We start from the raw sequence: 24,231 nt of genomic DNA on the forward strand, positions 1-24,231 counted from the left end.
TTACTAGAGCAGCGGGTGGTGGTTGGCACCATCCGTTTATAGCGCCACCAGCAAGTCGCACCAAACAGAAGAATAAAATAGACAGGACGCCATGACCCACACTTTTGACGAAGCAAAACTGGAACAGGCCATTATCACCTTACTCGGTGAGCACCACACCGCATCCGGCCAGCAGGTGTACCCGCATTATGTTGGCAGCGATGTACCACGCGCGAATGAGGCGGAAGTGCTGATCCTCGACGACCTGCGCGGCTACCTTAAAGAGCAATACAAAGCGGACGGCATCACGGACGGCGAGATTGAAACCATCGTCCGACAGTTGCAGACCCTGCCAGCCAGCGACCTGTACCAGAGTAACAAAACCTTCTGCCAGTGGCTGAGTAATGGCTTCCTGCTCAAGCGAGAGTCTTCAGCCCAAGGCGGACAGTACCGCAACCAGAAAGACCTCTACATCGAGCTGATGGATACCACAGCCCTGCCTCAAAAACTGGCGGCGATGTTTGTAGACGGTATCGACACCATCGACGACGACAACAACCGCTACCGCTTGGTGAACCAGCTTGAAATTGAGGGCGGCTCTCAAAACGGTGGTCAGCAGAAGCGCATCCCTGATGCCATTTTGTACGTCAACGGTTTGCCTGTGGTGGTGTTCGAATTCAAATCCGCCGTGCGCGAAGAAGAGGCCACCACTTTTGATGCATGGCGTCAGCTGTGTGTGCGCTATCGCCGCGACATTCCCAAGCTGTTTGTTTACAACGCCCTGTGTATCGTCAGTGATGGCGTCACCAACAAGATGGGTAACCTGTTTGCGCCCTATGAATTCTTCTACGCATGGCGCAAGGTAACGGGCAACGAATCCACCGAGAAAGACGGCATCAACGCCCTCTACACCATGATTCAGGGGCTGTTTCACCCCACCCGCCTGTTGGACGTGATCAAAAACTTCGTTTACTTCCCCGACACCAGCAAGAAAGAAATCAAGCTGTGTTGCCGTTACCCGCAGTATTACGCCGCCCGTAAGCTCTACTACAACATCAAAAAAGAGCGCAAGGTGGTGGATGCCAGCGGCAACAACGTAGGCGGCAGCGGTAAAGGCGGCACCTACTTTGGCGCAACGGGCTGTGGCAAAAGCTACACCATGCAGTTTCTGGCGCGCCTGTTGATGAAGTCAGTCGATTTTGAAAGCCCGACCATAGTGCTGATCACCGACCGCACCGACCTCGACGACCAGCTCTCCAAGCAGTTTTGCAATGCGACCGCCTACATTGGCGATGCAGTGATTGAACCTGTCACCAGCCGTCAGGATCTGCGCGACAAACTGTCAGGGCGCGCCAGTGGCGGGGTATTCCTTACCACCATTCACAAGTTCACCGAAGACATCAAACTGCTGACCAACCGCAGCAACGTGGTCTGTATTTCGGACGAGGCCCACCGCAGCCAGATTAACCTCGACCAGAAAATCACCATCGACCAAGACAAAGGCACCATCCGTAAAACCTACGGCTTCGCCAAGTACCTGCATGACTCGCTGCCAAACGCCACCTATGTGGGCTTTACAGGTACGCCTATCGACGCCACGCTGGATGTGTTCGGCCCCGCGATTGATACCTACACCATGACCGAAGCGGTCAATGATGGCATTACGGTGCGTATCGTCTACGAAGGCCGCGCCGCCAAGGTGATTCTCGACAACAGTAAGCTGGAAGAGATCGAAAAGTACTACGAAGAATGCGAGCGTATGGGGGCTAACGAGCACCAGATTGAAGAGAGCAAAAAAGCCTCTGCCAACATGAACGCCATTCTGGGCGACCCAGACCGCATTGAGGCGCTAGCGAAAGATTTTGTCGACCACTACGAGAAGCGCGTGTCGGAAGGCTCGTCAGTCAAAGGCAAGGCGATGTTCGTCTGTGCCAGCCGTGAAATCGCGTATGACTTTTACAAGAATGTCAAAGCGCTGCGCCCCCTTTGGTTTGTCGAAAGAAAGGGGTTCGAGGAAAAGCAGGCTATTGATGGCGCCCTGCTGACCGAGAAGGACAAAGAGGAGTTGATGTCACTGCCGATGGTCAACATGGTGATGACCCGAGGCAAAGACGACGAAGCCGATATGTACGGCCTGCTGGGAACCAAGGAGTACCGCAAGGAACTCGACAAGCAGTACAAGAACGCCAAATCGAATTTTAAAATCGCCATCGTGGTGGACATGTGGCTGACGGGCTTTGACGTCCCCGAGCTGGACACCATCTACATCGACAAGCCGCTGCAAAAGCACAACCTCATCCAGACCATCTCGCGCGTGAACCGCAAGTTCGAGGGCAAGGACAAGGGGCTGGTGGTCGATTACATCGGTATCAAATCTCGCATGAATCAGGCACTGGCGATGTACTCCAAGGCCGACGAAGCCAACTTTGAGGATATCCGTCAGTCGTTGATTGAAGTGCGCAATCACCTTCATCTGCTCGGTCAGATGTTCCATAAGTTCGACAGCAGCGACTACTTCGCCGCCGAGCCCGTCAAACAGTTGGAGTGCCTGAACCAAGCCGCTGAGTTCGCCCTGCAATCGAAGAAAATAGAAAACCGCTTTATGGCCCTTGTGAAGCGCCTGAAAGCCGCCTATGACGTGTGTGTGGGCAGTGAGGAAATCACACAGGACGAGCGCGAACGCATCCACTTCTACATTGCTGTGCGCTCTATCGTGTTCAAGCTGACCAAAGGCGACGCGCCCGATACCGCGCAGATGAACAAACGCGTACGTGAAATGATAGCCGAAGCCATCCGCGCTGAAGGTGTGGAGGAAATCTTCCTGCTGGGCGATGACAAGGCCGAAACCATCGACATCTTTGATGACGAGTACATGGACCGCATCAACAAAATCAAACTGCCAAACACCAAGATGCAGTTGCTACAGAAGATGTTGGAAAAGGCCATCAGCGATTTCAAGAAAGTGAACCAGCTACAGGGGATCGATTTCTCCAAACGCTTCAAGTCGCTGGTGGATAAGTACAACGAGCGCAAAGAAAACGATGTGCTCAACGGTGAAGAGTTCGATACCTTCAGCCAGATGATGACCGACATGATCTACGACATCAAAACCGAGATGATGTCGTTCGTCGATTTGGGCATTGATATGGAAGAGAAGGCGTTCCTCGATATCCTCGCCCACATGTGTGAGAAATATCAGTTCACCTACGACGATGACAAAATGCTCGAACTGGCGAAGGAAATGAAGGTGGTGGTTGATGACACCGCCCAGTACCCCGATTGGAGCAAACGCGACGACATCAAAGCCAAACTCAAGGTAGACCTCATCCTGCTATTGCACCGCTTCGGCTTCCCTCCAGTCGCGAACGATGACGTGTACAAAAATGTGCTGGAGCAGGCGGAGAACTTTAAGAAACACCACGGATGACAAGTGCGCGAGCCGAAGCCGATTCGCTCCGCCCGAGCCTTGGGCGGTTGCGATTCTCAAATATGCTGCAATAGACTTACTCTTACACAGCTTCATATGCAGTCAGCCCAATAAAAACTATTGACTATTTGCTCGTCAGAATGGCAAATGGTATCCAACGGCTATTTCTTGTTTATGGAAGACCTGCATGAAACATAATTTAAGCTTGGCTATACGCAAATCCAGTCGCCCCAGAAATCCAACAGCCGCAGAACTCTTAGAAGGCAAAAACGAACTTTGGAAAGGGTAATGGCAGTTTATAAGATTACGGACAACTTAAATGACTTCAAAGCGGTTTGCTCAGGGCCAGACGAGGTAGCCGTTCAACTGGGTAATTTTGACTATTTTGAAAGGATAATTCTTCAGGCGGTTGACAACAAATCGTTGAAAGATATTTGGAAGCCAGCATTGTTGGAGTTCGAAGATGTGTTGAACCAAAACTCTCTATTGCCTGATGTCAGCTTGTGGCTGCGTACGTTTTTGGTATTGTCACCCAAGGCTTATGGAGTGCTCTGTTCAGTGTTAGAGAAAAATGGAGAATTTTTACCAGTCTACATTAGTGATGAAAAGTGGCACCTCTTCACAGCTTTAACTTTTGGGAAAGAAGACCGCCAAAAATGCGTAGAAAAAATCTCATATGGTAGCCCCGATGGATTAGAAGTGCTTGTATTCGATGACGACGACATTAAAGACAAAGTTATTTTTAAGTCTCAGTTAGAAGGGGCGAGTAACCTTTATTGCAACGACATCTTTAAGTCTCTATATGAAGTAAATTGTTTAACAGGTCTACAATTTTCCACCGAACTAACAGACCCTTTCAGCTAATAGAGCAACACTCTTTTGCCGGACAAAGAAAATGGCCACCAATATGACTGGTGGCCATTAACCTCAAACGCTCCTCTTCCTATAACGCTGCACCTTGCTGGTGGGTTTATCTGGAATGGTCATTTCAATTAAGCCTGCCTCAAGTGCAGGCTTTAGGTAGCGCTCACGAAAGGATTTTCTATCTTTCAGCCCCAACATTGCTTGAATTTCTTCTCTAAGCATTTCCCCTTCTAGCACTTCTAGCAGTTGTTTAACTTGAGGGGTAAGTTGGGGGGCTTCTTGAGGGGTAGTCGCTTCTGTTTCTTGCAAAGCGTTCAAGATCATCTGCAACATAAAGGAAATGAACGGTTCTGAATCGGCTTTCAGCGTACTGCGATTAATCGCATCATAATAGGCTTGCTGATTCTCATAGATAAAGCTCTCAACTGGTAAGTGGGCAAAGAGAGAATTCCATTCGGACAATATCAGGGTTTGCCAAAGCCTGCCCATACGTCCATTTCCATCAGAGAATGGGTGAATGAATTCAAACTCATAATGAAACACACAACTGCGAATAAGCGGGTGGCTATTGTCATTGGCCAACCACTGAAATAACTCACTCATCAGTTTTGGCACGCGCTCCGCAGGCGGAGCCATATGCAATACCTGCCCATCTTTGAAAACACCAACACCATCCATACGATAACAACCAATCACAGACTGCAAGCCGATCATTAACACTTCGTGGGCTTGCAGCAAGTCAACTTCACGATGTGAAGACCATGAATTCAACTCTTGGTAAACATTTATCGCATTCAGTGCTTCTTGAACCTGTTTTTTAGGCGCTAGTACCCGCTTACCATTCAGTAATGCGGTGATCTGCTCTTGAGAGAGTTCATTCCCTTCAATAGCAAGGGAGCCTTGAATCGTTCTCACTCGGTTAACCTTGCGCAGCTTCAGCTCACGAGGTGAAGCACAATTGACAGACAGGCGCCCCAAGCATTCGCTGATTTGCGCCACCAGCGAAAGAATCTGATTGGTAATGGTGTAAGGTGGTTGGTAGCTCATCAAACTCACGCGGTTCTTTTGCTGGAAATAATCGACGTCACATTATTTGTTTTGTTGGTCATAATGTCTAAATGTTCGAGCCACATTGTGAGCGCTTCCCTTTTTTCAGGTAAGTACTGGCTACGGTTATAAATCGCCATTACTCCCCCCAAGCTGTGCCCTAAAAGTTGCTCGACAACATAAGGCGCAACGCCAAGCTCATTAAGGCGCGTCGCGAGCGTTCGACAAGTATCATGCAATGTCCACGCTTCTTTGTCACTGTCCAAAGCAACGTCTCAACATTCCACGCTTCCCATTTTGACATCGCTTTGCAGTAAGCATTGCTTAATGATTGAACACTTTGTACATTGATTGCCAAGCCAATTTATCACTCGATAGCGAAGTTCTGGAGTGAATCAAGCAGGGAGTCGAGAGATGTGGGTAAGAAATGCAATGTTATCGGTTGTGTTCGCGATTTTACTGTACGTCTTCTTTGCCCCAACTCATGGTGACTCTTACCTTAAAGAGACTAACCCAACCTCTTCCGAGCGCGTCTCCACTTCCCGGCAATCTTCCGAGCTGGCATCTCAAGTAGAGACCAAAGTCACTCCACGTCGTAAAAACAGGACAGATTGCACTAAGCCGACTCAGGCAAGTTTCCAAAAGAGCGAGCAAACGCTGCATTACGGCATGTTTTATCTCAACCTTCATGCCGACGAATTGCCAGAGGATTTCGTTAATCAGCTCAAACCGCGCCTGAGATCAATTCAGCATTACTACCAGTTACTTTTAGGCAAAGCATCTCTAAAAGCCGTTGAGGTCGATCTCTACTTATTTAGTGACCTTCAATCCTATCAACAGTTTGCACAAAGCCAAGATAGAAGCCATGAGGCCTTAGGCAGTTACAGCTTGTACGATGGCAAGATAGTGTTCTATTACCGCAATGCGCAACAGGCCATCAACACCTCAATCCACGAAATCGTCCATGCGGTCAATCACCGCTTGCTGGGCTATTTACCCGGTTGGCTGAATGAAGGTTTAGCGGAATTCTTCGCCGGCCTTTGGCAATCAGAATCCGGCCAAATCAACGCAGAGTCAAAAAAGTGGATTGACGGTAAAAATAGACTGCGTTTCAAGCCGCTTGACTTGCCTGAGCTATTCAATCAGGAGACCTACTGGTATCGCGACGCGCAGCGGGAAAAATTACTCTTATACGGTAGCAGTTGGCTGCTGATTTACTTTTTCTTCGTCGATGAGCGCGGACAACGATTACTTTCAACAATTATGCAGCAAGAAATGCAAGACCCTTGCGATATTCTCGAAGGCAATCAGATGCTGCAGTTGCTGCTTGATGCCGAGTCAAACTTTGAGTTGGATTATCAGCACTGGCTGAGCAGCCAGCTCTCTTATTGATTCAGTGAAGGCTCGCCCCAACTTTCCTCGCGTCAAAGCACATTTACCAGCAACGTTTCATACCGTTGCTAAGCAATTTCACGCTTAAGTCAAATCTCTCCTTTAGTCGCATATACGAAGCCGTTATCAGTTTGTTACATTCTAAAGTGAATAAAAATCAAATTATAAAAATATCCACCATCAAGGAGTGATCGCTATGGTCAGTTTCGGCTTGCGTATTTTGAACATCAAGCAGCGGCTTTACTTGCTGACTTTTGTTATTTCAACGCTACTTTTAATCCCGTTTGGATCGTTGCTTTACGCCTATCAAGGCGATTTGCTCGAAGCAAAACAGGTCAAAACCCGTCATCTGGTTGAATCCGCCACCAGCGTGTTGGCCCATTTTCAGCAGTTGGAAAGCGCAGGTGTCCTTTCTCGCAGCGAAGCGCAGACCCAAGCCAAACAAGCCATCAGCGCATTGCGCTATGAGAAATCTGATTATTTTTGGATTAATGACGAAAAACCAGCCATGGTGATGCATCCAATCAAGCCTCAATTAGATGGTCAAGATCTCAGCACCTTCAAGGACCCGACGGGCAAGGCGCTATTTGTTGAGATGGTCTCAGTGGTCAAACAATCCGGTGCAGGCTTTGTCTACTACATGTGGCCTAAACCGGGCTCTGAGGTGGATGTGGAAAAGCTCTCTTATGTGAGTGAGTTTAAACCGTGGGGCTGGATCATCGGCACTGGGGTGTACATTGACGATGTGCAGGCGCTCATCTGGCAGCGGGCACAATCATCGCTGTTTAAACTGGCGATCGCTTTTGCCATGATGCTGCTACTCTCGGCGTTGATTGGCAATAGCATCACCGCGCCTTGCCGCGCGACCAAAGAGGCACTAACCGAGATAGCCAAAGGCGACGGCGACCTCACCAAGCAGTTACCCGTTGAGGGACGTGATGAACTCACGCACATAGCCCAAGAGTTCAATGAATTTACTGGCAAGATCCGCCAAATCGTACACAACATTACGCCAGTGACTGAAGATGTGACGGGTTCTGCCAGCGAATTGACTCAGGTGGCGCAGCACGCGCTGCACAAAGCCACTATGCAGCAACGCTCGGTCGATTCGGTCGCTGATGCGATGAAGCAGTTGCAGGCCAGTAACACTGGCGTTGCCGAGTCAGCGCAAGAAGCGGCACTGGCCGCACAAAATGCCAGCCAAAAGGGTAAAGAAGGCAGTGAAGTGATCAGCAAAGCGTCTGACTATATGAACGCCTTATCGTCAACGGTGACGCAAACCGAGCAAAACGTGCAAGATTTAGCCAATGAAACGCAAAAAGTTGGCGCGGTACTGGAAGTAATTCGCGGCGTGGCAGAGCAAACCAATCTGCTTGCGCTCAACGCGGCCATTGAGGCGGCGCGAGCAGGCGATCAGGGACGCGGTTTCGCCGTGGTTGCCGACGAAGTGCGCACTTTGGCTACGCGCACCAGCCACAGCACGGATGAAATCCAGCAGATCATCGCCAATTTGCAGCAAAGGGCCGGTGAGGTGTGTAAATCGATGGAACAGACGCAGCGCCAATCACAAGAAACGCAGTTACAAGCCAGTCTAGCGCAAACCGCACTGCATGAGATTGATCAGCAGATCGCCACCATCCTAGAGCTTAATCGACACATCGCTCAATCGAGCGTAGAACAGTCCCACACCACCACCCAAATCAGCGACAGTCTTAACCAAATCGCCGAGCATAGTGATCAAGCAGCCGCACAAGCCAACCAAGTTGCCGCGGCCAGCGAGCAGTTAATGGCGAGCGGCCAGCGACTACAACAAAGTGTCGCTGCTTTTCGTGCCTAATGGCAGATAAAGCCGCTCCTTGATGAGCGGCTTACTCTAGCGCTGCCAAAATAGAACAGTGGCTGGCATCGTCATCCGTATGACCACAACAGGCATCGTTGATTTTCTTCAACGCCTGACGAATTTGGCTTAACTGGGCGATTTTCTCATCGATCAGCGCCAACTTGGCAGAAGTGATCGCTTTCACCTCTGCGCAGCTGTGTTCTGTCGCTTCAAGCTTGATCTCCAGCAGCTCTTTGATCTCTTCCAAACTCAAGCCCAGCGCTTTCGCTTTGAGAATAAAACCGACCTGTTTTTGGTTCTCTTCACTATAGAGACGATAGCCAGACTCACTGCGCCCAGCAGGCAAAATCAGTTGGTTTTTTTCATAAAAACGCAGCGTATCCGCACTCACACCACACCGTTTTGCCAACTCACCGATTTGAAACATAACTCTCCTTATTAACTCACTCGTTACTTTTGTCGTCTAAGCAGGCGCTTTTTGCAATTATTTTTGAGATGCCAAACGATTGCGCGAGCTTTTTTGTAATAAATTGGTTAGAATACGCGCCACCAAATGAGGGAGACTGTTTTCTCGATGAAAACAGCAGCAAAGGTCTTTACCAAAACTGGCCAATCTTTTATCTGCCGAGTTTTTCACTCTGGCGATAAGAACAAGTTCATTTTTGGCAAATATCTTTAGTTTAACTCCGTGAATTTGAGGAAATGGAAGCATGAACAACGCTCGTCCTATTCGCCGCGCTCTGATTAGCGTATCAGACAAAACCGGTATTGTTGAGTTTGCACAAGCACTGGCACAACGTGGTGTTGATATTCTGTCGACCGGTGGCACCGCTCGCTTACTGGCAGAAAAAGGCATCGCTGTCACCGAAGTCTCTGACTACACCGGTTTTCCAGAGATGATGGATGGTCGTGTTAAAACCCTTCACCCAAAAGTTCACGGTGGTGTACTTGGTCGCCGCGGTCAAGACGATGACGTCATGGCGAAACACGGCATCAAGCCAATCGACATCGTCGTGGTTAACCTCTACCCCTTTGCACAAACGGTCGCGAAACAAGGCTGTACACTGGCTGACGCAGTAGAGAATATCGACATTGGCGGACCAACCATGGTGCGTTCAGCGGCGAAAAACCACAAAGATGTGACCATAGTGGTTAACGCGCACGATTACGATCGCGTGATTGCTGAGATGGATGCCAACGACAACTCTCTGACGCTCGAAACCCGCTTCGACCTCGCCATTGCAGCCTTTGAGCACACAGCGGCTTACGATGGCATGATCGCCAACTACTTCGGCACTATGGTTGCTTCTTACGGAGAGAACAAGGAAGGCGATGAAGAGAGCAAATTCCCTCGCACCTTCAACCAACAGTTCATCAAGAAACAAGACATGCGCTACGGCGAAAACAGCCACCAAGCAGCAGCGTTTTACGTGGAAGCCAACCCAGAAGAAGCGTCTGTGGCGACGGCTCGCCAAATCCAGGGCAAAGCACTGTCTTACAACAACATCGCCGACACCGACGCGGCCCTTGAGTGTGTGAAAGAGTTTAGCGAACCTGCTTGTGTCATCGTCAAACACGCCAACCCATGCGGCGTCGCACTCGGTAAAGATATTCTTGAAGCGTACAACCGCGCTTACCAAACCGACCCAACCTCGGCATTTGGCGGCATCATTGCATTCAACCAAGAGCTCGATGCAGAAACTGCGAGTGCTATCGTTGAGCGCCAATTCGTTGAAGTGATCATTGCTCCTTCCGTTTCTGCACAAGCAATCGAAGTGGTGGCTGCGAAGAAAAACGTTCGTCTGCTTGAGTGCGGCGAATGGTCAACCAAGACCACGGGCTTTGATGTAAAACGCGTTAATGGCGGCCTGCTGGTCCAAGACCGTGACCAGGGCATGGTCGGCCTAGACGATCTCAAAGTGGTGTCAAAACGCCAACCCACAGAAGAAGAGCTGAAAGATGCACTGTTCTGCTGGAAAGTCGCCAAGTACGTAAAATCAAACGCGATTGTCTACGCGAAAGGTGACATGACCATCGGTGTGGGCGCAGGCCAAATGAGCCGCGTGTACTCCGCGAAAATTGCCGGTATCAAAGCGGCAGACGAAGGCCTTGAAGTGGCTGGCAGCGTGATGGCATCTGATGCTTTCTTCCCCTTCCGCGATGGCATTGATGCCGCGGCCGAAGCTGGTATCAAGTGCGTGATTCAGCCTGGCGGTTCGATGCGTGATGATGAAGTGATTGCCGCCGCCGACGAACACGGCATGGCGATGATCTTCACGGGTATGCGCCACTTCCGCCACTAATTTCTATCAGAGGTGCCCACCAAGGCACCTCTTTTCGCAAGATTTGAGGATGATGAGATGAATGTATTGATTATTGGCTCAGGTGGTCGTGAACATGCTCTGGGCTGGAAAGTGGCACAAAATCCCAATGTCACCACGGTGTTTGTTGCACCGGGAAATGCGGGAACAGCGCTGGAGCCTAAGTTAGAAAACGTCAATATCGCTGTCGAAGACATCGAAGGCTTAGTCGCGTTTGCTCAAGAGAAAGCGATTGAACTCACCATCGTTGGCCCTGAAGCGCCACTGGTGATTGGTGTCGTCGATGCGTTTCGCCAAGCGGGCTTACCTATTTTTGGCCCAACTCAAGCAGCGGCGCAGCTTGAAGGTTCAAAAGCTTTTACCAAGGATTTCTTGGCTCGCCATCAAATCCCTACCGCTGCCTACGCCAACTTTACGGAGATCGAGCCAGCACTGGCTTACGTCCGTGAACAAGGCGCGCCAATCGTCGTGAAAGCCGATGGCCTTGCAGCAGGCAAAGGGGTGATTGTCGCCATGACCCTGCAAGAAGCCGAAGACGCGATTCAAGACATGCTGGCAGGCAACGCTTTTGGTGAAGCGGGCAGCCGCGTGGTGATCGAAGAGTTCCTTGATGGCGAAGAGGCCAGCTTTATCGTCATGGTAGATGGCGAAAACGTCCTGCCAATGGCCACCAGCCAAGACCACAAACGCGTCGGCGATAAAGACACAGGTCCAAACACTGGCGGCATGGGCGCGTACTCGCCAGCGCCAGTGGTAACACCAGAGATTCATGATCGGGTTATGCAGGAAGTGATCTATCCAACCGTGCGTGGTATGGCCGCGGAAGGCAACCCATACACCGGCTTCCTCTACGCGGGTTTGATGATCGACAAAGATGGCACACCTAAGGTGATCGAGTACAACTGCCGTTTTGGTGATCCTGAAACGCAACCAATCATGATGCGCATGCAATCGGATCTGGTTGAACTTTGTCTGGCCGCGATCGAGCAGAAACTCGACCAAGTTGAATCAAAATGGGACCCGCGCGCTTCTATCGGTATCGTCCTCGCTGCGGGCGGTTACCCGGGCGATTATGCCAAAGGCGATGTCATTTCAGGCCTACCGACAGACGAAGTCGAAGGGCAGAAAGTGTTCCACGCCGGCACCACCGACAAAGAAGGCCATGTGGTGACCAATGGTGGCCGCGTATTGTGTGCCACTGCCTTAGGTCACAGTGTCTTTGAAGCGCAGCAACGCGCTTATGCACTGGCCAAACAGATCAGCTGGGATGGCATGTTCCATCGCTACGATATTGGTTATCGCGCGATTGCTCGCGAACAGCAGTAACCGATGAGATAGACAAAAGGCGCTGAATCAGCGCCTTTTTTTTATCTTTGTTCGTCTTCAATCAGCACCGGGCGGGCGACACAATCTCGGTCGTCGTCATCTAACAAAAGTAACGTGTCGACTTCCAAACGCTTGGACGATTTTTTCCCGAGAAAGGCAACGTAGCTATCAACGCTCGCCAAGCGGTTAATCACAAACCCGGGCAGCGTTTGGTTAAACTCGAGGGTAGAAAACTCTTCACCCGTACAGGTTTCGAAGGTTTCGCCATCCCAGTAACCTTGGATCAGTTCCAAACCATCACGCGACTGCTGCTTGCTTTTTTTCACCAGCATATCGGCTTCCGATTGATAGCGTTGCAATTGATCCGCCTGAATCGGCAGCACCTTGCTATTGAGACGAAATTGTTGGTACACCGCTTCGCCATCAACATTAAAACGAACGTGGATTCGATAAGGCACCAAGCCCAGCTTGTTATCCCGCTGTTCACCTTGTCGAATCAACTCTCTAAGCGTACCTTCATCCCAGCGATACTCACTTTGATACCAGCCATATTCACCCACTAAGACAAAATCAGACGCTTTTTGTGGCCCAGAAAGTTTTTCGGTCACCCAATAAAAACTGGTCGCATCGCCCATCATCTGTCCACCAGTGAACTCGGTAAACTGCTCAAGGGTCGGTCGGGAGGGGGAAGAACAGCCAGCCAGCAGAACGCAAGCGGTACAAGTAAGAAGTAATTTTTTCATTTTTGTAAAAGAATGGCGCCGAAAAGGATTCCCCGGCGCCTCACTGAATTAGTTTACTGATTCTTTCAGTGCTTTGCCTGCCACGAACGCTGGCACATTTGCTGCTGCGATTTGGATCTCAGCACCTGTTTTTGGGTTACGGCCAGTACGCGCGGCACGGTGGTTCACTTTGAATGTACCAAAACCAATTAGTTGAACTTGGTCACCCTCTTTCAGAGCGCCTTCTACGCCTTCCAGAGTAGCTTCAAGAGCAGCTTTTGCTTGTGCTTTAGATAGGTCTGCTTTCTCTGCGATAAAGTCGATTAATTGGGTCTTGTTCATTAGGTTTCCCTTCTCATAGGTTATCGAATTGGTCTCACTCTAAAGCATAAAGGCCCCATCTGGCAAAGGTTTGTCGTGTTTCTTTCGCTCTAGTGAATTACTTTTAGCCACATTCTGAGTAATAACTCACAAATTGTTACCGATTGATAGCAGAATTCCCTTGGTTTTCCTCTGCGAAGCACCTATTTATAAGGGGTGAATGGGGATCTTGACGTATACTCTTCCCTCGTGTCACAACACTCTGTTTTTCTATCAAGGGCAATCATGCTACTGCTTACTATCTACATCTCTATCGCTATCGGTATTTCCTTTATCTGTTCGGTATTGGAGGCGGTGTTACTGAGTATCAGCCCGAGCTATATCGCACAGTTGAAACAGCAGGCACACCCTGCTGCAGAGCCATTGGCTAAGCTTAAAGCGGATATCGACCGTCCGCTGGCCTCGATCCTCACCCTCAATACCATCGCGCATACCATAGGCGCGGCAACCGCAGGTGCACAGGCCGCCGTGGTGTTTGGCAGTGAGTGGCTTGGCGTGTTTTCCGGCGTGCTGACGTTGGGTATTTTGGTGCTGTCGGAAATCGTGCCCAAAACCATCGGTGCGACTTACTGGCGACAGCTCGCCCCGAGCGCGGCAACCACACTGCGCTGGATGGTGTGGGCACTCACGCCGTTTGTGTGGTTCTCTGAACAGATCACGAAAAGGTTGGCGCGCAATCACGAGATGCCAAAAATGCGTGATGAACTGTCGGCCATGGCGATCCTCGCACGTGAAAGTGGCGAGTTTGCGGAAGGTGAATCGAAGATCCTCAGCAACTTACTGGGCATCCAGAACGTGGCCGTGACTCAGGTGATGACGCCTCGCCCGGTGGTGTTTCGTGTCGAAGCAACCACCACGATTAATGAGTTTCTTGCCGAACACAAAGAGACACCGTTCTCTCGCCCGCTGGTTTACAGCGAGCAGAAAGACAACATCATCGGTTTTGTGCACCGTTTGGAGCTGTTTAAACTGCAACAAGCAGGACAAGGCGAAAAGCAGTTGGGCGCGGTGATGCGACCCATTCACGTGATACTTAATAATATGCCACTGCCGAAAGTGTTTGACCAAATGATGGCAAAACGTCTGCAACTGGCCATCGTGGTGGATGAATATGGCACAGTGCAAGGCCTAGTGACACTGGAAGATATTTTCGAGTACTTGCTTGGTGAGGAGATCATCGACGAAGCGGACAAAAGCAGCGACATGCAGCAGTTGGCGTATCAGCGTTGGGAGCGCTGGAAAACCAAACACGGCATGATTGAAAGCCGTGACGATGAAGATGAAGAGGTAAACCTCGAAAAAATCAGATCGCGCTAAGCAGACAGCAAAAAGGCTCCGATGGAGCCTTTTTTACTTTTCCGCTTACAGTTCGATACCGATGTTGCTCACGGGCTCATCTCGGAGCTCTTGGCGTAAATCTTTGATCAGATCGATATCGCGCTCTTGTGCTTCACGCAACGGACGGAAAATCGCCCACTGAACATCCCACTCGGCACAAACCGCTTCATTGGCTTTCTGATTGTCATTGGTGATCGGCTCACTGCCTTGCGCTTGCTCTAAATCCGCCACGGTTTGCACCGATTGTTGGCTAATTTTGATCATCGAATCGAACAGATAGTCGCGATCCAACAAACCATGCAATAAAGTAGAGAGTGCCTGACACGCATCCATCGCAGGATAGACCGCATAAAGATCAAACTCTTCAGCGCTAGGGAACAACTCTTCCAACTTCTCAAGTTGACGCTCAAAATTCACTTTGGCATTTTTCACCGTGAGAATTTCCCATACACTATCTAAAATGTTGCGATAGTTGCGGGGCTCAGCAAAGCCAGTGTTGTCACAAAACATGGCGTAGTTGGGGTACATTCGTTCACACAAACACACCATAAAGGTGATTTGTTGCCAAGGTTCCAGTTTTTCTAAACGAACCTGAAGTGGATTTTGTAGCATAGTCACTCAATCATTGCGGAAAAAGACAGCGGAAGTGTACTTGATTCGCCAACGGGAAAAAAGTTATGCATCATTCAGAGCACAAGATTTTCATCCTCACTGAAGAGAACCAGAGCTATCACGACCTGCTCTTGAGCCATTCCCTCCCGGAATTGACGATCACCCAAGACCCCGCTGAGGCAGATATCGTGTTAGCCGCCCCGCCGAAAATCGCCGATAAGCTCGATCAATTCCCTAAATTGCAATGGCTGCAATCGACCTATGCCGGGGTCAACGCACTGATGCCATCCGGCCTGCGTCGTGACTACACGCTTACCAATGTGCGTGGCATTTTTGGCCCGCTGATCGCAGAATATGTGCTGGGTTATAGCATTGCTCACTGGCGCCACTTGCCGCTCTACGCGCAACAGCAGCAGCAACGCCAGTGGCAACCGCACCTCTACACCTCTTTGCAAGGCAAACGGGTGGTCATTTTGGGTACGGGCAGCATTGGTAACCATCTTGCACACGTCTGCTCCGCGATGGGGCTGCACACCATGGGCATAAACCGCACCGGTATTCCACCGACGGGCAGCCATTTTCATCAGACCTATCACATCAATGAATTGGCCGCGGCGTTAACGCAAGCAGACATCGTCGTCAACACGCTTCCCAGCACCGAGCAGACAAAACATTTACTCAACCAAGCCAGTTTGAGCCACTGCCGCCAAGTCTTGCTGTTTAACGTTGGCCGTGGTGATGTATTGGATAATGCGGCACTGCTGCTGGCACTCAAGAACCGTTGGGTTGAGCACGCCTTTTTGGATGTGTTTGAGCAAGAGCCGCTGCCAAACGATCATCCATTTTGGGGGTTAAAACAAATCACCATCACACCACACATTGCAGCCTTGAGCTTTGCAGAACAAGTGGTAGAGATTTTTGCCGAGAATTACCAACGCTGGATTGAGGGCTACCCACTCAACTACCAAGTCAGCTTCGCCAAGGGCTATTAAGCTGTGGCTCTCGATACTTTATTAAGGCAGATCCGAGCCTGCCAAGTGTGTGCCTCCGCCTTGCCGCTAGGTGCTAACCCTGTGGTTCAAGCTCACTCAGAGGCGAAGATTTTGATCATCGGACAGGCGCCCGGGACCAAAGTGCATCAAACCTCCATACCTTGGAACGATGCCAGCGGCAATCGTTTAAGAGAGTGGCTCGACCTCGACAAAACCACCTTTTATGACCCCAAACAGGTGGCCATTATGCCAATGGGCTTTTGCTATCCCGGTCGCGGGCAATCGGGCGATCTTCCGCCACGGAAAGAATGCGCGCCCCTATGGCATGAGGCGCTGCTCAAGCACTTAGCCAATATTGAACTGACGCTACTGATTGGCCAGTACGCACAAAACTACTATTTAACTGACAAACCCAAAACGCTGACAGAAACGGTTCAACGCTGGCAAGACTGGCTGCCCACCTATCTGCCGCTACCGCATCCGTCCCCAAGAAACACGCTGTGGCTGCGTAATAATCCTTGGTTTGAAGAGCAAACCGTGGCCTATATCCGCCAACGCGTACACCAACTGCTGTGATACAAACGTCTGGTTAAAGAGCTTTAGGCTCATGGCAAACCCAAAACCCTTGCAAGCCCAATCACTGAGCATAAAAAAACCAGCCGAGGCTGGTTTTTTCACATCATCACGTTATTGATGGTAGGGCTTGGAGAGCTCATGCACGGCGTCAACAAACACGCCTGCGTTTTCTGGTGGAACGTCAAGATGAATGCCGTGCCCCAAGTTAAACACGTGCCCGGTTCCACCTTGGCCAAATCCTTCAAGAATGGTCGCCACCTCTTCACGGATACGATCATGCGGCGCATACAACATGGAGGGGTCCATATTACCTTGCAAGGCCACTTTATCTCCCACGCGCGCTTTAGCATCGGCAATGTTGATGGTCCAATCAAGGCCCACAGCGTCACAACCTGTTGCGGCTATTTGCTCCAGCCACATGCCGCCGTTCTTGGTGAACAGGGTGACCGGCACTCGGCGACCGTCATTTTCACGTATCAGCCCATCAACGATTTTATGCATGTACTGCAGCGAGAATAGGTTGTAGTCACGCGGAGTCAACACGCCACCCCAAGTGTCAAACACCATCACCGATTGCGCACCAGCTTTGATCTGCGCGTTGAGGTACTCGATAACGCTATCGGCGAGTTTATCGAGCAGCAGGTGCAGCGTTTGCGGCTCGGCGTACATCATCTTTTTGATCTTAGTGAAGGCTTTCGAGCTGCCCCCTTCAACCATGTAGGTTGCCAGTGTCCACGGGCTGCCTGAGAAACCGATCAACGGCACTTCGCCTTGCAGATCTTTGCGGATTTGGCGCACGGCATTCATGACGTATTGCAGTTCACCTTCTGGATCGGGCAGGCCTATCTTATCCACGTCCGCTTTGCAGGTTATCGGCTTATCGAATACCGGGCCTTCGCCCGCCGAGAAACGCAAACCCAGCCCCATGGCATCTGGAATAGTCAAAATGTCCGAAAAAAGAATGGCCGCATCAAGAGGAAAACGGCGCAGCGGCTGGAGTGTCACTTCTGAGGCCAACTCAGCGTTGCGGCATAAAGACATAAAATCGCCAGCTTGAGCACGAGTCGCGCGATACTCAGGTAAATAGCGACCAGCCTGACGCATCATCCATACTGGGGTGCAATCCACTGGCTGCTTGAGCAAAGCACGTAGATAGCGGTCATTTTTTAATTCAGTCATTCCGTCTTTCCAGTTGTTAGGCTTTCTTATAAGGGCGACATTCTATCACTGATTTGAGAGAAAAAGCGGCATGCTTTGCGTCCTAGATCAAGTTATTAACGTTTAAATCAATGCTTAGTTTGCACCCAACCAGTAACAGTGTTAAAAATTTGTTCGCTAGCGAAAACTACAATTATAAACCGAGCACTCAGTGCTTGGCATCTCATAACGACATCTTACTTACCCCCTCCCTCTCGGAGGGTTTTTTTTATTTAATTTCAAGAAATTAAACCAGTACACACTGGCCAGAAGTGGCAAATAGGCCGCCACTTGACCGCCTTTGAATAGGTGATTTTTGCACCGCACTGCCATACTCGCAGAAGTAACCCCAAGCTAAGGTTGGCGTAATACACTTCACACCGATTGGAGTTTTCGTCCATCAAATGTCAGCGGCTATATCGAGCAGTGTTTGTTCGATTAACGCTCTAGCAATCGTGCCAACAGGCGCGACCTCAGGCATAGTGCCTAGTCCAAACCACTGGGCATCACTGAGTTCGGAATAGTCGGGCTTTATCTCACCACCAGCATAATCGGCGAGAAAGGCCATCATCATACTTGAAGGAAATGCCCAAGGCTGGCTACCAAAGTAGCGAATATTGGTCACATCAATCCCGGTCTCTTCTTTTACTTCTCGCGCCACACACTGCTCTAAGGTTTCACCCACTTCAAGGAAACCAGCAATCACAGTGTACATGCCATTGCGATGTCTAGGATGTTGTGCCAACAGAATCTCCTGTTGCTTGCGCACCGCAACGATAATGCAGGGAAAAATGCGGGGATAATGCAAAGTACGACAATCGGCACATTGCATCGCCAACTGATTGTGATTGAGATGGGTACGCCCGCCACACTGCGGACAAAAGCGGAGAGTTTGCGTCATGTGGCCGTACTGCACGGCTTTACTTATCAGCAGAAACAAGGCTTCGTCGAAGTGGAGGCATTCACGCAGTGAGATCATCGGCAGACTCAGCTCAAGCTCTGCTTCATTGAGCCACATGACGTCATGTCCTTGATAGCTTCCTACTTTTATTGCCTTATCACTGTCGAGCGAAAACTGGCTGGCTAAACCAAAAGGTAGAGCCCCATCTACCAGCCAAACTTCGCTGCCCGAGACTACACACCAGTAGCATACCCGGTTCTGTTTATTGTCGATGTCAGATAACATTCTCGATCCTCACTGCTTGCAGTTCGTTCATTTTACTGGCAATCTAAATTCATACCAGAGTTTGTTATCACATTGACATCTGGATATAAATTCTAGTAAGGACAATAGGTTGCATCTTCGAGATTGCTATGAAGATTGTGGCTTTACTAGGCAAAGGAAAAGATCACAGGTTCGGTGATCAGATCATGAGGGCATGGTCATGCTAAAAAAATTCAAACAAACGCAAGAACAATGGGGCGGCTCCAGTGAAGTGATTGATCACTGGTTAGAGACCAGACAATCGCTGATTGTGGAGTATTGCAAGCTTGCAGCTTTACAGCCTTGTATCAACAAGACGAATGTACTCGAACTTCCGACTCCCGACGAACTGCAGCATTTCTGCCAAGAACTGGTGGATTACATCTCTGAAGGTCATTTTAAAGTCTACGATATGGTGATGAACAAGTGGCGTGCTACTGGCTTTGAAATCACGCAAGAGATCCATGACACTTATGCTCGCATCGTGCTAACCACCGATCCACTGCTCAACTTTACTGATCAATACGCCAGTGTCGATGAAGAAGATACGCTAGACCGTTTTGACAAAGATCTCTCTCGCTTGGGTGAAATACTGGAAATGCGTTTTGAAGTGGAAGATCAACTCATCCAGTTGATCGCTGACAGCCTGTCAGTCCCGCCAGGGGCTTGAAGTACAGGCAACGAAAAACGATTGATTTAACAGTAACAACAGCAACAACAGCCACAAAAAAGGCACCCGAAGGTGCCTTTTTGATTTCTCAACGATTACTCGTCTGAAGAGAAGCCTGCGTTTAGCAGTGCAGCAAGGTTATCAGTTGCTTGTGCAGCCGATGGGCCTTCCTGTGCTTGCGCACGTTTCGCTTGACGATCTTGGTGATACGCAAAACCAGTACCAGCCGGGATCAGACGACCAACGATAACGTTCTCTTTCAGGCCACGCAGATCATCACGCTTACCAGAAACAGCCGCTTCAGTCAGTACGCGAGTCGTTTCTTGGAACGATGCCGCAGAGATAAACGACTCAGTAGCAAGAGATGCTTTGGTAATACCTAGCAGCTCACGTTCGAAACGTGCTGGCTCTTTGCCTTCCGCTTCTAGATTGCGGTTAGCAATCTTCACTTGCGCGTATTCTACTGTCTCACCTGGTAGGAACTCAGAGTCACCAGCGTGAGTAATAGTACACTTACGAAGCATCTGACGAACGATGGTTTCGATGTGCTTGTCGTTAATCTTAACGCCTTGCAAACGGTAAACTTCCTGAACTTCATTGGCGATGTACTGAGTCACAGCGTGGATACCACGTAGACGCAGGATATCGTGTGGCGCTTCTGGACCGTCAGCGATAACATCGCCACGTTCCACACGCTCACCTTCAAATACGTTCAGCTGACGGTGCTTAGGAATCATCTCTTCATACGTATCACCACCCTCACGAGTAATGATCAAGCGACGCTTACCTTTAGTCTCTTTACCGTAGCTTACTGTACCTGTGTGTTCAGCAAGAATTGCAGGTTCTTTTGGTCGACGCGCTTCGAACAAGTCAGCAACGCGTGGTAGACCACCGGTGATGTCCTTGTTACCGCCCGATTTCTGAGGAATACGAGCAAGCGTGTCACCGATACCCACTTCGGTGCCATCTTCGATGTTGACGATCGCTTTACCTGGTAGGAAGTACTGCGCCGGCATATCGGTACCTGGGATCATCACGTCGTTGCCTTTCTCGTCGACAAGTTTGATCGCTGGACGCATATCTTTACCTGCCGCAGGGCGAGCCGCCGCATCGGTCACTTCGCTTGAAGATAGACCGGTCAGATCATCGGTTTGACGTGAAACAGTCACACCATCAATCATGTCAACGAATTGAACACGACCTGCCACTTCAGTGATGATTGGCATGGTGTGCGCTTCCCAGTTCGCGACCGTTTCACCAGCCGTTACTGCATCGCCATCCGCTTTGTTCAGTGTCGAACCGTAAGGCAGTTTGTGTTTCTCTTTGGTACGGCCGAACTCATCCATAATGGTCAGTTCAGATGCACGCGAAGTGATAACCAGTTTGCCTGCTTTGTTCACAACGAACTTCGCATTGTTCAGCTTCACAGAACCGTTGTTCTTCACTTGGATGCTGTTTTCCGCTGCTGCTGTCGATGCCGCACCACCGATGTGGAACGTACGCATCGTTAGCTGTGTACCCGGTTCACCGATAGACTGAGCGGCGATAACGCCGACGGCTTCGCCTTGGTTCACTAGGTGACCACGCGCTAGGTCACGACCGTAACACAGTGCACAACAACCGTAGTCTGAATCACAGGTTACCACTGAACGTACTTTGATCTTATCAACTGAGTTTTCGTTGATGATCTGGCACCATTTCTCATCCAACAGCGTATTGCGTGGGATCAGAACTTCTTCTGTGCCTGGCTTAACGATGTCTTCTGCCACCACACGGCCAAGAGCAAGTTCAGTTAGCGCAACTTTAACGTCACCACCTTCGATGTGCGGCATCATTTCAATGCCTTCAGGGGTGCCACAGTCGTGCTCGTAAACTACTACGTCTTGTGCAACGTCAACGAGACGACGAGTTAGGTAACCCGAGTTCGCTGTTTTCAGTGCCGTATCCGCCAGACCCTTACGAGCACCGTGCGTTGAGATAAAGTACTGAAGTACGTTTAGACCTTCTTTAAAGTTTGCCGTGATCGGCGTTTCGATGATTGAACCATCTGGACGCGCCATCAGACCACGCATACCCGCTAGCTGACGAATCTGAGCTGCAGAACCACGAGCACCTGAGTCCGCCATCATGTAGATGCTGTTGAACGACTCTTGTTGCTCTTCTTCACCGTCACGGTTGATGACCGTTTCAGAAGAGAGGTTCTCCATCATCGCTTTCGCAACGCGATCGTTGGTCGATGCCCAAATATCGATCACTTTGTTGTAGCGTTCGCCTGCCGTTACCAGACCAGATTGGTACTGCTCTTGGATTTCGCGTACTTCTTCTTCCGCTTCGGCGATTTCAGTGTACTTAGCCGGTGGTACAACCATATCGTCGATACCAACTGATACGCCAGACAGTGCTGCGTAAGCAAAACCGGTGTACATGATTTGGTCAGCGAAGATTACGGTGTCTTTCAGACCGAGCTTACGGTACGCCTCGTTAAGTAGGTTAGAAATCTGCTTCTTACCTAGCTTTTGGTTAACGATGCTGAACGGTAGGCCTTTCGGTACGATTTGCCACAACATGGCACGGCCGATAGTGGTATCCACCATCTTGGTTTCTGTTGTGCTGTGACCATCTTCGTCTACCACAGTCTCAGTGATACGAACTTTAACGCGCGCGTGCAGTGCCGCTGTCTTAGTGCGGTATGCTTTTTCCGCTTCAGCAGGACCGGCTAGGTACATGCCTTCGCCTTTCGCGTTGATCATTTCACGAGTCATGTAGTACAGACCCAATACCACGTCCTGAGAAGGTACGATGATAGGGTCGCCCGATGCTGGCGACAGAATGTTGTTTGTCGACATCATCAGAGTACGAGCTTCAAGCTGTGCCTCTAGCGTTAGAGGTACGTGAACCGCCATTTGGTCACCGTCGAAGTCCGCGTTGTACGCCGCACACACAAGTGGGTGTAGCTGAATCGCTTTACCTTCGATCAGTACTGGTTCGAACGCCTGAATACCAAGACGGTGAAGTGTTGGTGCACGGTTAAGTAGCACTGGGTGTTCACGGATCACTTCGTCCAGGATATCCCAAACGACCGCTTCTTCACGCTCAACCATCTTCTTCGCTGCTTTGATTGTCGTCGCTAGGCCACGAGTCTCAAGCTTGCTGTAGATGAATGGTTTGAATAGCTCAAGTGCCATCTTCTTAGGAAGACCACACTGGTGCAGACGCAGGTATGGACCTACTGTGATTACAGAACGGCCAGAGTAGTCTACACGTTTACCTAGCAGGTTCTGACGGAAACGACCCTGTTTACCCTTGATCATATCAGCAAGAGATTTCAGAGGACGCTTGTTCGAACCTGTGATCGCACGACCGCGACGGCCGTTATCTAGTAGCGCATCAACAGACTCTTGCAGCATACGTTTTTCGTTACGTACGATGATGTCCGGAGCAGCAAGCTCTAGAAGACGCTTCAAACGGTTGTTACGGTTGATCACACGACGGTATAGGTCGTTCAGGTCTGAAGTCGCAAAGCGGCCGCCATCTAGCGGTACTAGAGGACGTAGATCTGGCGGCAGAACTGGAAGTACCGTTAAGATCATCCACTCTGGGTTGTTGCCAGATTGCACGAACGCTTCTACTAGCTTGAGACGCTTAGTTAGCTTCTTACGCTTAGTTTCAGAGTTAGTGGTATCGAGCTCTTCGCGCATCTGCTCAGCTTCAGCGTGCAGATCCATCGAACCTAGTAGGTCTTTGATCGCTTCCGCACCCATCTTAGCCGTGAACTCGTCGCCCCACTCTTCTAGGCGATCCAGATACTCTTCTTCCGTCAGCATTTGGCCTTTTTCAAGATCCGTCATACCCGGTTCAGTCACTACGTACATTTCGAAGTACAGAACGCGTTCGATATCACGTAGTGGGATATCCATCAGCAGACCGATACGAGACGGTAGCGATTTCAGGAACCAGATGTGAGCCACTGGAGAAGCTAGCTCGATGTGGCCCATACGGTCACGACGAACTTTAGTTTGCGTAACTTCAACGCCACACTTCTCACAGATCACGCCACGGTGCTTGAGACGCTTATATTTGCCACAAAGACACTCGTAGTCTTTTACCGGGCCAAAGATACGCGCACAGAACAGACCATCGCGCTCAGGTTTGAACGTACGATAGTTGATCGTTTCAGGTTTTTTCACTTCACCAAAAGACCATGAACGAATCATGTCTGGTGAAGACAGACCGATTTTGATTGCATCAAATTCTTCGGTCTTATGCTGTGCTTTCAGAAAGTTTAATAAGTCTTTCACAATCAGCTCCTGTAAGGAGTTAAAAGTAGCCTGCCTCTCGACAGA

At 50.0% G+C, this 24,231-nt stretch carries 20 protein-coding genes; 10 read left to right on the plus strand and 10 right to left on the minus strand.

Annotation, left to right across the window (positions count from 1 at the left end; translation table 11 throughout):
• Positions 1–91: 91 nt before the first annotated feature.
• A complete protein-coding gene (locus EA26_RS19775) occupies positions 92–3,406 on the plus strand; it encodes a type I restriction endonuclease subunit R (RefSeq protein ID WP_039431478.1) in 3,315 nt (1,104 codons plus the stop codon).
• Positions 3,407–3,694: 288 nt separating this feature from the next.
• Entirely contained in the window at positions 3,695–4,270 is a 576-nt protein-coding gene (locus EA26_RS19780; protein WP_039431479.1) for a hypothetical protein, read from the plus strand.
• A gap of 63 nt (positions 4,271–4,333) precedes the next feature.
• On the opposite strand, the gene EA26_RS19785 is transcribed toward EA26_RS19780, so the two are convergent.
• On the minus strand, positions 4,334–5,326 hold the full coding sequence (locus EA26_RS19785) for a Fic family protein (RefSeq protein ID WP_081946397.1): 993 nt from the start codon (positions 5,324–5,326) through the stop codon (positions 4,334–4,336).
• Positions 5,323–5,583 (minus strand): site-specific integrase, encoded by a 261-nt coding sequence (locus EA26_RS19790; RefSeq protein ID WP_039431483.1) that lies wholly within the window; start codon positions 5,581–5,583, stop codon positions 5,323–5,325. The genes EA26_RS19785 and EA26_RS19790 overlap by 4 nt, the downstream gene beginning before the upstream one ends.
• 148 nt (positions 5,584–5,731) lie before the next feature.
• Between EA26_RS19790 and EA26_RS19795 the strand changes: the two genes are divergently transcribed.
• Together EA26_RS19795 and EA26_RS19800 are read left to right on the plus strand one after the other, a co-directional pair.
• A complete protein-coding gene (locus EA26_RS19795; protein ID WP_152593749.1) occupies positions 5,732–6,709 on the plus strand; it encodes a hypothetical protein in 978 nt (325 codons plus the stop codon).
• A 196-nt stretch (positions 6,710–6,905) separates the two neighbouring features.
• Positions 6,906–8,546 carry a methyl-accepting chemotaxis protein gene (locus EA26_RS19800; RefSeq protein WP_039431486.1) on the plus strand — a complete coding sequence of 547 codons (1,641 nt, stop codon included), beginning with the start codon at positions 6,906–6,908 and terminating at the stop codon, positions 8,544–8,546.
• A 31-nt stretch (positions 8,547–8,577) separates the two neighbouring features.
• Here EA26_RS19800 and zntR read toward each other — a convergent pair whose 3' ends face one another.
• A complete protein-coding gene (gene zntR, locus EA26_RS19805) occupies positions 8,578–8,976 on the minus strand; it encodes a Zn(2+)-responsive transcriptional regulator (protein ID WP_039431488.1) in 399 nt (132 codons plus the stop codon).
• A gap of 57 nt (positions 8,977–9,033) precedes the next feature.
• Positions 9,034–9,261, minus strand: coding sequence for a hypothetical protein (locus EA26_RS21910; protein ID WP_156111776.1), 228 nt, complete (start codon positions 9,259–9,261; stop codon positions 9,034–9,036).
• Here EA26_RS21910 and purH point away from each other — a divergent pair.
• Both purH and purD read left to right on the plus strand, forming a co-directional pair.
• Positions 9,260–10,852: a bifunctional phosphoribosylaminoimidazolecarboxamide formyltransferase/IMP cyclohydrolase gene (gene purH, locus EA26_RS19815; protein ID WP_039431490.1), complete on the plus strand. Its 1,593-nt coding sequence runs from the start codon at positions 9,260–9,262 to the stop codon at positions 10,850–10,852. The two genes, EA26_RS21910 and purH, sit on opposite strands and share 2 nt — an antisense overlap.
• A gap of 57 nt (positions 10,853–10,909) precedes the next feature.
• Positions 10,910–12,196: a phosphoribosylamine--glycine ligase gene (gene purD / locus EA26_RS19820; RefSeq protein ID WP_039431492.1), complete on the plus strand. Its 1,287-nt coding sequence runs from the start codon at positions 10,910–10,912 to the stop codon at positions 12,194–12,196.
• A gap of 41 nt (positions 12,197–12,237) precedes the next feature.
• Here purD and EA26_RS19825 read toward each other — a convergent pair whose 3' ends face one another.
• Complete coding sequence (locus EA26_RS19825) at positions 12,238–12,939, minus strand: DUF1481 domain-containing protein (protein ID WP_039431494.1); 702 nt, start codon at positions 12,937–12,939, stop codon at positions 12,238–12,240.
• Between the two features lie 48 nt (positions 12,940–12,987).
• Positions 12,988–13,260 (minus strand): HU family DNA-binding protein, encoded by a 273-nt coding sequence (locus EA26_RS19830; protein WP_039431495.1) that lies wholly within the window; start codon positions 13,258–13,260, stop codon positions 12,988–12,990.
• A 264-nt stretch (positions 13,261–13,524) separates the two neighbouring features.
• On the opposite strand from EA26_RS19830, the gene EA26_RS19835 reads away from it, so the two are divergent.
• Positions 13,525–14,616 carry a CNNM domain-containing protein gene (locus tag EA26_RS19835; protein ID WP_039431497.1) on the plus strand — a complete coding sequence of 364 codons (1,092 nt, stop codon included), beginning with the start codon at positions 13,525–13,527 and terminating at the stop codon, positions 14,614–14,616.
• A gap of 45 nt (positions 14,617–14,661) precedes the next feature.
• Here EA26_RS19835 and EA26_RS19840 read toward each other — a convergent pair whose 3' ends face one another.
• Positions 14,662–15,249: a YjaG family protein gene (locus tag EA26_RS19840; RefSeq protein WP_039431499.1), complete on the minus strand. Its 588-nt coding sequence runs from the start codon at positions 15,247–15,249 to the stop codon at positions 14,662–14,664.
• A gap of 65 nt (positions 15,250–15,314) precedes the next feature.
• Here EA26_RS19840 and EA26_RS19845 point away from each other — a divergent pair, with 65 nt between their 5' ends.
• Both EA26_RS19845 and EA26_RS19850 read left to right on the plus strand, forming a co-directional pair.
• A complete protein-coding gene (locus EA26_RS19845; RefSeq protein WP_039431501.1) occupies positions 15,315–16,241 on the plus strand; it encodes a D-2-hydroxyacid dehydrogenase in 927 nt (308 codons plus the stop codon).
• 3 nt (positions 16,242–16,244) lie between these two features.
• Positions 16,245–16,817 (plus strand): uracil-DNA glycosylase family protein, encoded by a 573-nt coding sequence (locus tag EA26_RS19850; RefSeq protein WP_039431504.1) that lies wholly within the window; start codon positions 16,245–16,247, stop codon positions 16,815–16,817.
• 111 nt (positions 16,818–16,928) lie between these two features.
• Here EA26_RS19850 and hemE read toward each other — a convergent pair whose 3' ends face one another.
• Positions 16,929–17,996, minus strand: coding sequence for a uroporphyrinogen decarboxylase (gene hemE / locus EA26_RS19855; RefSeq protein ID WP_039431507.1), 1,068 nt, complete (start codon positions 17,994–17,996; stop codon positions 16,929–16,931).
• A gap of 418 nt (positions 17,997–18,414) precedes the next feature.
• The gene (gene nudC / locus EA26_RS19860; protein ID WP_039431510.1) at positions 18,415–19,200 is read right to left on the minus strand and encodes an NAD(+) diphosphatase; all 786 of its coding nucleotides are present in this window, start codon (positions 19,198–19,200) and stop codon (positions 18,415–18,417) included.
• A gap of 193 nt (positions 19,201–19,393) precedes the next feature.
• On the opposite strand from nudC, the gene EA26_RS19865 reads away from it, so the two are divergent.
• Entirely contained in the window at positions 19,394–19,888 is a 495-nt protein-coding gene (locus EA26_RS19865; RefSeq protein ID WP_039431511.1) for an Rsd/AlgQ family anti-sigma factor, read from the plus strand.
• Positions 19,889–19,983: 95 nt separating this feature from the next.
• Here the strand turns inward: EA26_RS19865 and rpoC are convergent, their stop codons facing one another.
• Complete coding sequence (gene rpoC, locus EA26_RS19870) at positions 19,984–24,186, minus strand: DNA-directed RNA polymerase subunit beta' (RefSeq protein WP_039431514.1); 4,203 nt, start codon at positions 24,184–24,186, stop codon at positions 19,984–19,986.
• Positions 24,187–24,231 lie beyond the last annotated feature (45 nt).

This window comes from Vibrio navarrensis (assembly GCF_000764325.1).
In the GTDB taxonomy this organism is placed as follows: domain Bacteria; phylum Pseudomonadota; class Gammaproteobacteria; order Enterobacterales; family Vibrionaceae; genus Vibrio; species Vibrio navarrensis.

Bases quoted from the DNA above. Each gene is read 5' to 3' on its own strand.
- EA26_RS19830 (WP_039431495.1), bottom strand. From the start codon at position 13,260: ATGAACAAGACCCAATTAATCGACTTTATCGCAGAGAAAGCAGACCTA.
- purH (WP_039431490.1), top strand. From the start codon at position 9,260: ATGAACAACGCTCGTCCTATTCGCCGCGCTCTGATTAGCGTATCAGAC.
- EA26_RS19845 (WP_039431501.1), top strand. From the start codon at position 15,315: ATGCATCATTCAGAGCACAAGATTTTCATCCTCACTGAAGAGAACCAG.
- EA26_RS19775 (WP_039431478.1), top strand. From the start codon at position 92: ATGACCCACACTTTTGACGAAGCAAAACTGGAACAGGCCATTATCACC.
- EA26_RS19865 (WP_039431511.1), top strand. From the start codon at position 19,394: ATGGTCATGCTAAAAAAATTCAAACAAACGCAAGAACAATGGGGCGGC.
- EA26_RS19835 (WP_039431497.1), top strand. From the start codon at position 13,525: ATGCTACTGCTTACTATCTACATCTCTATCGCTATCGGTATTTCCTTT.
- EA26_RS19840 (WP_039431499.1), bottom strand. From the start codon at position 15,249: ATGCTACAAAATCCACTTCAGGTTCGTTTAGAAAAACTGGAACCTTGG.
- purD (WP_039431492.1), top strand. From the start codon at position 10,910: ATGAATGTATTGATTATTGGCTCAGGTGGTCGTGAACATGCTCTGGGC.
- EA26_RS19800 (WP_039431486.1), top strand. From the start codon at position 6,906: ATGGTCAGTTTCGGCTTGCGTATTTTGAACATCAAGCAGCGGCTTTAC.
- zntR (WP_039431488.1), bottom strand. From the start codon at position 8,976: ATGTTTCAAATCGGTGAGTTGGCAAAACGGTGTGGTGTGAGTGCGGAT.
- nudC (WP_039431510.1), bottom strand. From the start codon at position 19,200: ATGTTATCTGACATCGACAATAAACAGAACCGGGTATGCTACTGGTGT.
- EA26_RS19795 (WP_152593749.1), top strand. From the start codon at position 5,732: ATGTGGGTAAGAAATGCAATGTTATCGGTTGTGTTCGCGATTTTACTG.
- hemE (WP_039431507.1), bottom strand. From the start codon at position 17,996: ATGACTGAATTAAAAAATGACCGCTATCTACGTGCTTTGCTCAAGCAG.
- EA26_RS19825 (WP_039431494.1), bottom strand. From the start codon at position 12,939: ATGAAAAAATTACTTCTTACTTGTACCGCTTGCGTTCTGCTGGCTGGC.
- EA26_RS21910 (WP_156111776.1), bottom strand. From the start codon at position 9,261: ATGCTTCCATTTCCTCAAATTCACGGAGTTAAACTAAAGATATTTGCC.
- EA26_RS19780 (WP_039431479.1), top strand. From the start codon at position 3,695: ATGGCAGTTTATAAGATTACGGACAACTTAAATGACTTCAAAGCGGTT.